Origin of the sequence: Caballeronia sp., from assembly GCF_049581465.1 — a bacterium.
In the GTDB taxonomy this organism is placed as follows: Bacteria; Pseudomonadota; Gammaproteobacteria; order Burkholderiales; family Burkholderiaceae; genus Caballeronia.
In genome coordinates, this window is the sequence record NZ_JBAUSA010001210.1 from 1 (window position 1) to 9,141 (window position 9,141).

Annotated in this window: 8 protein-coding genes; 2 read left to right on the forward strand and 6 right to left on the reverse strand. The window is 59.9% G+C overall.

Annotated features, from left to right (window positions below; translation table 11 throughout):
• Window positions 1–1,681: tetratricopeptide repeat protein (locus tag WCA53_RS29610; protein WP_423919634.1), on the reverse strand; the 1,681-nt coding region annotated here is incomplete at its 3' end.
• A 107-nt stretch (window positions 1,682–1,788) separates the two neighbouring features.
• On the opposite strand from WCA53_RS29610, the gene WCA53_RS29615 reads away from it, so the two are divergent.
• Together WCA53_RS29615 and WCA53_RS29620 are read left to right on the forward strand one after the other, a co-directional pair.
• Window positions 1,789–3,120 (forward strand): ATP-binding protein, encoded by a 1,332-nt coding sequence (locus WCA53_RS29615; protein ID WP_423919659.1) that lies wholly within the window; start codon window positions 1,789–1,791, stop codon window positions 3,118–3,120.
• 1 nt (window position 3,121) lies between these two features.
• A complete protein-coding gene (locus tag WCA53_RS29620) occupies window positions 3,122–3,664 on the forward strand; it encodes a response regulator transcription factor (RefSeq protein WP_423919637.1) in 543 nt (180 codons plus the stop codon).
• 70 nt (window positions 3,665–3,734) lie between these two features.
• Here WCA53_RS29620 and hslU read toward each other — a convergent pair whose 3' ends face one another.
• The 5 genes from hslU to WCA53_RS29645 form a co-directional block, all read right to left on the reverse strand.
• Complete coding sequence (gene hslU, locus WCA53_RS29625) at window positions 3,735–5,072, reverse strand: ATP-dependent protease ATPase subunit HslU (RefSeq protein WP_423919641.1); 1,338 nt, start codon at window positions 5,070–5,072, stop codon at window positions 3,735–3,737.
• A gap of 28 nt (window positions 5,073–5,100) precedes the next feature.
• Window positions 5,101–5,637 carry an ATP-dependent protease subunit HslV gene (gene hslV / locus WCA53_RS29630; protein WP_423919646.1) on the reverse strand — a complete coding sequence of 179 codons (537 nt, stop codon included), beginning with the start codon at window positions 5,635–5,637 and terminating at the stop codon, window positions 5,101–5,103.
• A 380-nt stretch (window positions 5,638–6,017) separates the two neighbouring features.
• Complete coding sequence (gene dksA / locus WCA53_RS29635; RefSeq protein ID WP_423919650.1) at window positions 6,018–6,437, reverse strand: RNA polymerase-binding protein DksA; 420 nt, start codon at window positions 6,435–6,437, stop codon at window positions 6,018–6,020.
• 728 nt (window positions 6,438–7,165) lie between these two features.
• Complete coding sequence (locus tag WCA53_RS29640; protein ID WP_423919653.1) at window positions 7,166–8,212, reverse strand: CobW family GTP-binding protein; 1,047 nt, start codon at window positions 8,210–8,212, stop codon at window positions 7,166–7,168.
• Between the two features lie 166 nt (window positions 8,213–8,378).
• A partial coding sequence (locus WCA53_RS29645) for a class I SAM-dependent rRNA methyltransferase (protein ID WP_423919656.1) occupies window positions 8,379–9,141 on the reverse strand: 763 nt, incomplete at its 5' end.

Genomic DNA, 9,141 nt, shown 5'->3' on the forward strand with positions numbered 1-9,141 from the left:
CCGCACGCTTACGCGGCGCCGAGCCCTTGTGGTGCGCTGCAAGCGCAGCCAGGTCGCGGGCAACGTCGTCCATCACCGGGTCCCATTGCGAAAAATTTTTCTGCCGATACAACGTCGCGGTCGGATACCAGGGGCTGTCGGTGCGTTCAAGTTGCCAGACCCAATGCGGATTGACATCGAGGAGAACCCAGGTTGGCTTGCCTAGCGCCGCAGAAAGATGCGCGACACTTGTACAAACCGTAATGACCAGATCGAGCGAGTCGATAAACGCGGCGGTATGGTCAAAGGTTTCGAACTGGCCCGTACGATCGACGATTTCAAATCCGCCTTTGCGTGCCTCTGAAAGCGCACCCATCCCTTCCTTCTGCAAGGAGAAAAACGCCACGTTTTCGATCCTGCTAAACGCGCGCGCATACCGGTCGATGCCCACGCTGCGGAACATGTTGCGCTGATGGCCTTCGCTACCGCTCCAAACCAGACCGACGCGCAAGCGCTTATCGCTCGCGGACTCGGCGCGCCATTCGGTCACGCGCTCGGTATCCGCAGAAAGATACGCGCGCTTGGCCGGAATCGTGTCCTCTTCCACGGCGAAATGCAGCGGCAAGCTCAACAGCGGAAAGTGGAAATCGAACGCGGGCAACGGTCCGTTGTGCGGCAGGCACTCGACGTTCTTCGGCGCCGTGCGCGCCAGCAACGGATGCAGCGCCGCGAAGGCCGCCCACACGAGCGTGCCGCCCTGAGCATGAACCTGTTTGGCAAGCATTGGCACGAAGCGCGAAAACTGCAGCGCATCGCCGAAACCTTGCTCGCCCCACAACAACACCGTTTTGCCACGTAGCGATTCGCCGTTCCAGCGCGGTGCCGAGAAAGCGGGATGCTGGTCGCGCAGTTCGCCCGATCCGTCCCACCGCGATTCGAAGTTCGCCCAGCCGCGCGCGTAATTGCGTTGCACAAGGTCAAGAATCGAAAGATTGAACGGGAAACGTGCGATTTCCGGAGAGAGATCGACGGCGGCTTTCGCGGTATCCGTGGCGTCTTGCCAACGCTGCGCTTCTTTCAGCGCGAGGCTGTAGTTGGATAGCGCAAGCACATTCGACGGCTGAATCTGTACCGCCCGCTTGCCGGCCGCGAGTGAGTGTTCGAGTTCGTGGCGGCGCGGATACATGCGCGTCAAATTCGTCCACGCTTCGATATCGGCGGAATTCGCGGCGACGGCTTCTTCCAGCAGCGCCAGCGCCTGGTCCTCGCGATGGCAAAGCTCATATGCCACGGCCAGGTTGTTACGCAGCGTAGGCACGTCAGCGTTGATCGCGTGAGCCCGTTCGTAGAACTGGATGGCGTCAGCATGGCGTCCCGCGAGTTGCAACGCGTAGCCGAGATGCCAGAGCGCGGGCGCGTGTTGCGGATTTTGATCGACGAGTTCGGCCGCAAGTTGAGTGGCGCCCTCGCGGCGGCCTTGTTTAAGCAGGGCGTCGACGAGTTCAAGAGCCGCGTCCACGAGATCGGGCCGCATCGTCAGCGCGGCTTGCAACCACACCGCGCGCTCTACCTGCGCGTTTTTCGCGTTCATGGTTCGGGCGTTCAGCAGGAATGTCGCGACGATGGGCGCGATAATGGCGTTCGCGGGGTGATCGAGCTGGGGCGTTGTTTCAACGGGGTACGACAAGGGGCTGCGGGTCATTTGAGTATGCGGCCGGGCCGCCATGTACGAGTCAACCGATGATGGTGCGGCAAGGGAGCCACTTGGGCCATTAGACTAATCTGAAATGTGAGGTGAAATTTACTGCGATGCACCGGATAACGAACACAGGCCGCGTTAATCTCGGCCACCTTTTTTGGCTGCGGAGCCTGGCAATCATCGGGCAACTGGTGACCATCGCCGTCGTCCAGACGTTTTACGGTGCGCATCTGCCGTTAGCTGCCATGCTGACCGTCGTTGGCCTGGAGGTATTGTTCAATGCAATGACATGGATACGCGTGGCGGGTGGGCGCGCTGAAACGAATCTGGAATTGTTCGGGCAACTATGGGTCGATCTTGGCGCACTGTCGGCATTGCTGTTTTTATCCGGCGGTGCGACCAACCCCTTTGTCACGCTATACCTGCCTTCCCTCGCGATCGCGTCGGCCGTGCTGCCCTGGACGTTGATGGTGTGGCTTGCGCTATTCGCCGTCGCTTGCTACGCGCTGCTGACCTATAACTTCGTGCCACTGAATATCGAAAATCCGTTGAATCTGTTCGACTATTTCCGCACGGGCCTGTGGGTTAATTTCATGGTGAGCGTGGGTCTGATCGGCTGGTTCGTGGCGCGCATGTCGCGGGCGTTGCGGGTCCGCGATTTCGCTCTCGCCGATGCCAAGGAACGGTTGCTGCGCGACGAACGTGCCGTGGCGCTGGGCGTGCAGGCCGCAACCGTTGCGCACGAAATCGGCACGCCGCTCTCGACTATTGCGATGTTGGCCGAGGAATTGCGGGTGTCCGCTCGCAACGACGCGCACCTTGCGCCCTACGCGGGCGACTTCGAGCTGCTCGAACAACAGATGAGTTTGTGCACCTCTGCGTTGGCGCGCTTGCGCAGCCGCGCGACGGGTCCGGCGACGCGGCAACCCCTGGACGACTGGCTGCGCGGATTTGTCGCGCAATGGCGGTTGCGCCATCCGGAGGTGCGTTTCGAGTTGATGGAGTCTGGCGCGGACGGATTAGCGAGCGCGCAGCTTTTCGTCGATGACCCCGTCGCGGTAGGTCAGATCCTTACGATTCTGCTGGATAATGCGGCGCGGGCGAGCAGCGACTCCGTCACGCTCGCGGTATCGGCGGCAATGCATCTCGGCGACTCCGTCATCGAGTTCGACGTTCGAGACGAAGGGCCGGGCATTCCGGCCGCGTTACGCGGCGTGCTCGGTGCTGCACCCGTCGACAGCACGCAGGGTGGTCACGGCGTTGGCTTATATCTGGCCTTTTCAGCGGCAACACGCCTCGGGGGATCGATCGAACTCGCCGCTGTCAGCCCGCACGGCACACACGCCATATTGCGCCTCGCCAACACGGGCGAGGCGGGGCCACAAGAACGAGTAGCACAGACGGGCCGCGGCATTGCCGCTTCCGTCATCACGGAGAAATAAGATGGGCGACACGAATTTTTTGGTCATCGACGACGATGAGGTCTTTTCTGGCATCCTCGCGCGCGGCCTGACGCGGCGTGGTTACACCCCGCATCAGGCGCACGATGCCGCCGCCGCGTTGAAGCTGGCGAATCAGATCAAGTTCGGGCAAATCACAGTGGATTTACATCTCGGCAACGATTCCGGGCTGACGCTGGTTGCGCCGCTACGTGACCTTCAGCCTGACGCACGGATTTTGGTCCTGACGGGTTATGCAAGTATCGCGACGGCGGTGCAGGCCGTGAAAGATGGCGCCGACAATTACCTCGCAAAACCGGCGAACGTCGAAACGATTTTGTCGGCGTTGCAGGAAGAGGCGAGCGAACAGACGGCCGAGGAGGCAATCGAGCATCCGGCGCTGTTGTCGGTCGCGCGGCTGGAATGGGAGCACATTCAGCGCGTCCTCGCCGAAAACGGCAACAACATTTCAGCGACGGCTCGTGCGCTGAACATGCATCGGCGGACGTTGCAGCGCAAGCTGGCGAAGAAGCCAGTGAGGCAGTGAACAGCCTCGTCTGAACAAACAAAAAGGGCGGCTCGAATTCGGGCCGCCCTTGACTGGTCCGCGCTTGGGATTACAGCACGTATCGCGACAAGTCTTCGTCGCCCGCAACGTCGCTGAGGGCTTTATCGACGTAAGCTGCGTTGATATGCACCGGCTGTCCCGCGTGGTTCCCGGCCGCGAACGATACCTCTTCCAGCAGCTTTTCGATCACCGTGTAAAGCCGCCGCGCGCCGATGTTTTCGGTCTTCTCATTCACGGAAAACGCAATCTCGGCCATGCGCCTGATCCCGTCCGCGCTGAAATTCAGCTCGACGTCTTCCGTGGCCAGAAGCGCAGTGTATTGCTTGACCAGGCTGGCGTCGGTCGTATTCAGGATCGATTCGAAATCTTCCACGGACAACGAATCCAGCTCGACGCGAATCGGGAACCGCCCTTGCAGTTCGGGAATCAGGTCGCTCGGCTTCGCCAAATGGAACGCACCGCTCGCGATAAACAAGATGTGATCGGTCTTGATCATTCCGTACTTCGTGCTGATCGTGGTGCCTTCCACCAGCGGCAGCAAATCGCGCTGTACGCCCGCCCGTGATACTTCGGCACCGCCGACCTCGCTGCGCGACGCGATCTTGTCGATTTCATCGAGGAAAACGATACCGTTCTGCTCGACGTTCTGCACCGCTTTCGTCTTGACCTCTTCGTCGTTCAGCAGCTTGCCGGCTTCCTCATCGGTGAGCAGTTTCAGCGCTTCCTTGACCTTCACCTTGCGCTGGGTCTTCCTGCCGCTGCCGATATTCGCGAACATTGAACGAATCTGGTCGGTCATTTCCTCCATGCCCGGCGGCCCCATGATGTCCATGCTGGATTGCGGCGCCTCAATGTCGATCTCCACTTCCTTTTCATCGAGCAGACCTTCGCGCAAGCGCTTGCGAAACGTCTGGCGCGTGCTGTTTCCGGAGTCGTCGCTGGTATCCGACGTGCCGAAACCTACCGCGCGCCCGCTCGGCACAAGGATATCGAGAATCCGGTCTTCCGCGCGGTCGATGGCCCGCGAGCGCACTTTGCGCATCTCGGTTTCGCGCGTCTGCTTGACTGAGATCTCGATCAGATCGCGCACGATGCTATCCACATCGCGACCCACGTAGCCGACTTCGGTGAACTTCGTGGCTTCGATCTTGATGAACGGCGCGTCCGCGAGCTTCGCCAGTCGGCGCGCAATCTCCGTCTTGCCGACGCCGGTCGGTCCGATCATCAGGATATTCTTGGGCGTGATTTCCTGTCGCAGTGGTTCAGCGACTTGCTGGCGGCGCCAGCGGTTGCGCAGCGCGACTGCCACGGCCTTTTTCGCGCGGCCTTGGCCGATGATGTGTTTGTCGAGTTCCGAGACGATCTCGGCGGGAGTCATGGTGGTCATCGTTTAGATCCTTTGGCTAATCTGTCCGTTACTCGATCGTCTCGATGACGCGATTGTGGTTCGTATAAATGCACATGTCGCCTGCAATCGTCAGTGCCTTTTCAACGATATCGCGTGGCGAGAGTTCGGTGTTTTCGGTGAGCGCTTGCGCGGCGGCCTGCGCATACGCGCCGCCCGAACCGATTGCACAGATGCCGTTTTCGGGGTCGAGGACGTCGCCATTGCCGGTAATGACCAGCGTGGTCTGGGCGTCGGCCACGATCAGCATGGCCTCCAGCCGACGCAGCATGCGGTCGGTGCGCCAATCCTTCGCGAGTTCGACTGCGGCGCGCGTCAGGTTGCCCTGATGCTTCTCCAGCTTGGCTTCGAAGCGGTCGAGGAGCGAAAACGCGTCCGCGGTGCCGCCCGCAAAACCAACCAGCACCTTGCCGCCAAAAATGCGCCGCACTTTTTTAGCGCCGCCTTTCATCACGATATTGCCAAGCGTGACCTGGCCATCGCCGCCGAGGGCGACTTGGCCGCCACGTCGGACGGAAACGATGGTCGTGCCGTGAAACTGTTCCATGTACATTCCTTTGAAGGCGGAGTGGGCGCGGCGGGCGTCTCGTTGGCACGCGTGCCGCCGCGCGACCGGAAATTCGTTGGGGACGTGAAGCACCGAGGGCGCCATGGTGCTGCGCTCAAGCAAGCTGCGACACGCCCGCGCCGGACAAACGCGTTTTATCCATTTTAGGGCGTCGCCGAAATTATCAAGACGCTCGCGCGCGATCTTGCGATTGATATCGTGGGGTGGCTTGGCGCAAGCGGCATCGGGAGAACCCCAGAGCCACGCACAAAAACAAAAAGGCACACGTTTTTAGCGTGTGCCTTTCGTTTATTCAGGAATCTATAGTCGGCGCGTTTCCCGCCGCGGTCAACGCCGCAGCGTCCGCCCACTCATTCCAATCAGTCGCCGAACAGCTTCTGGCGCAATTCGCGTCGTTCTTGCGCTTCCAGCGAGAGCGTGGCTGTCGGGCGCGCGATCAGGCGCGGAATGCCGATTGGCTCTCCCGTTTCCTCGCACCAGCCATAATCGCCCGACTCGATGCGCGCCAGCGACTGCTGCACTTTCTTCAGCAGCTTGCGCTCCCGATCGCGCGTGCGAAGTTCGAGGGCGTGTTCTTCCTCGATCGTTGCGCGATCCGCCGGATCAGGAACAATAACCGTTTCCCGCAGGTTCTCCGTCGTTTGGCCCGCATTCTTAAGAATGTCGGCCTGCAACTGCTCCAGCCGGCTCCTGAAGAACGCGAGTTGATCTTCGTTCATGTAATCCTTGTCGCCCATCTTCAGGATTTCGTCTTCGTTCAAGAGTCGTTTCGTCGTCATCTGGCTTACTTCTTCAAGGTGGGGCGATGTCGTTCGCCATCTTCGCAGTCGCTCACCGCGGTCGCCGCCGCTCGGACAACCCGCAATTCTGCGTTTACCCGCCGACAGGGGCCGGATTATCGCGCGTTATGCGCTTGTGCCAGCGTCTCTGCCATGACGCCAAAAAGCGCCACTGCGGGGCCCAACTCCTCTGGAAACGGATCATCAAGTGAACCGTGCGGTATTCCAATAACCCGAAACACCGTCGCCTTCGCTTGCATCCCCGCGCACGACGCGCGAAGCACCGATAAATTCCAGTGCGTCGCGTGGCGCGTAAAAGCAGCCTTCCAGTGCCACTTCCGACCAGTCAGCCTTATTGCGCGGACTACACGGATTATTGCCTTCTTCAACGGGGTCGTATTGTAACTGAATCGCAATTGCACAAGACAACCAAGCAAAACGCTGCGTCGATTCGTTCGATATCTCAAAAATATAACGCGATGACGTTCAAAAAGCGATGATTCTTGGAGGATGCGAATACCGATTGCAACAGCTTTCATCGCGAAAAAACCACGCCATCCGATGAGCGAAGGGATTTTAGCCTCGCGAGCGTGTCGGATCGGTTGCCTTGCAGGGGAGAAATAGCGAGAAGTGTGCCGAACGCGAGGGCTTGGGCGGGGAGCGCGTGAAGCCGCAGGGCGGCTTCACGCGTTGATCAGGTTTGATCGGGTTCGATTGCGCTTGGCGGATCAGACCAGGCAGGCGGTCAGGCCATCGGTAATCAGGTCTTGCGGCAACTCGATACCAATAAACACCATCTTGCTGTTCTTCTTTTCGATCGGCTGCCATTTGCCGGCGAGGTCGCTGCCCATCATCTGATGCACGCCCTGGAACACCACTTTCCGGTCGACGCCCTTCATATAGAGCACGCCCTTGTAGCGAAGGAGGCGTTCGCCATAGATCTGCAGGATGCCGCCGAGGAAGTCTTCTAGCCGGTTCGGATCGAACGCGCGCTCGCTGCGAAACCCGAACGACTTGATCTTGTCGTCGTGATGCGCGTGATGGTGATGCGCGTGGTCATGGCTGTGATCGTGGCCGCAGGTCGCGTGGTCGTGATCGTCGTCATGAGCGTGGTCGTGGTCATCTTCGGCCAGGAAATCCGGATCGATCTCGAGCTTTGTGTTCAGGTTGAAGCCGCGCAAATCGAAGATTTCCTTGATGTCCGCTTCGCCGAAATTCACCACCTTGATCGCGGCGCGCGGATTCATGCGGATCAGGCGATGCTTGAGCGAATCGAGCGCGTCAGCGTCCACCAGATCGGACTTCGTGATGAACAGACGGTCCGCGAAACCCACTTGCCGCTGCACGACTTCGTGTTCGTCGAGTTGCTGATTGGCGTGCTTGGCATCGACCAGCGTGATGATTGCGTCGAGCAAAAACGAATCGGCGATGCTGTTGTCCATGAAGAACGTCTGCGCGACAGGACCCGGGTTCGCCACGCCCGTGGTCTCGATCACCACGCGATCGAAGTCCAGCGTGCCGGCCTTCTTGCGATCGGCGAGGTCTTCGAGCGCGCGTGCCAGGTCGCCGCGGATCGTGCAGCAGATGCAGCCGTTGCTCATCTGGATGATCTGCTCGTTCGTTTCCTGGACGAGGATCTCGGTATCGATGTTTTCTTCGCCGAACTCGTTCTCGATCACGGCGATCTTCATGCCGTGCTTCTCGTTCAGGATGCGCTTGAGCAACGTGGTTTTGCCGCTACCCAAAAAGCCGGTCAGGATGGTTACGGGAATCATGATGGTCGCCTGTTCTTTGATGTCGAAGGAGTGCGTGGCGTGCTTTTGAAAGGGTTTCAAAACACGCGCTTAGTGGATTATTGAAACATATTTGTCACGCGGGCGCTTTTCACGCCGCTCGTGAGCGCGCTCGTTTCGGGTTGCAAGAACCCGAAACTATGGACGATCAGGCGATTTGCAACAATAGCCCTTTCAGGTATTCCCCTTCGGGAAACGCGGTCAGAAGCGGGTGGTCGACGCCCGCACCGAGGCGTTTCAGGATGCGCGCATCGACTTTTGCATCGGCTGCGGCGCCCGCGACGATTTTCTGGAACAGGTCCGCGTCGATCGCGCCCGAGCACGAATACGTGAAAAGCAGGCCGCCGGGTCGCAACAACTTGAAACCGCTCAGGTTGATGTCCTTGTAGGCACGTGCGGCGCGGTCCACGTGTTCTCGCGATGCCGCGAACTTCGGCGGATCGAGGACGATCAGGTCGAAGCGCTCACCTTCATCGTAGAGCCGGCGCAAGGTCTTGAACGCGTCCGCGTCAAGCCATTGAGCGCGTTCCGGGTCGATGCCGTTCGCGCTCACGTTTTGCTGCGCAAGTGCGAGGGCGTCGCCGGAAGAATCGATGGAAACCGTGCGTTTCGCGCCGCCCTTCAACGCCGCAAGCGAAAAACCGCCTGTATAGCAGAAGCAATTCAGGACGTCGCGGCCTTCGGCGTATTGGCGGACCAGCGCGCGATTGTCGCGTTGATCGACGTAGAAGCCGGTCTTATGGCCGCGCTCGACATCGATGTGATACCGAACGCCGCCTTCGTTCGCGATCAGCGTGGCGGGCGGCGCGTCGCCTGCCAGCAAGCCGGTGATCGGTTCCAGCCCTTCCTTCAGCCGAATCGATACATCCGAGCGCTCGTACACGTTCGGGCATCCGGTCGCGCCGATCAGC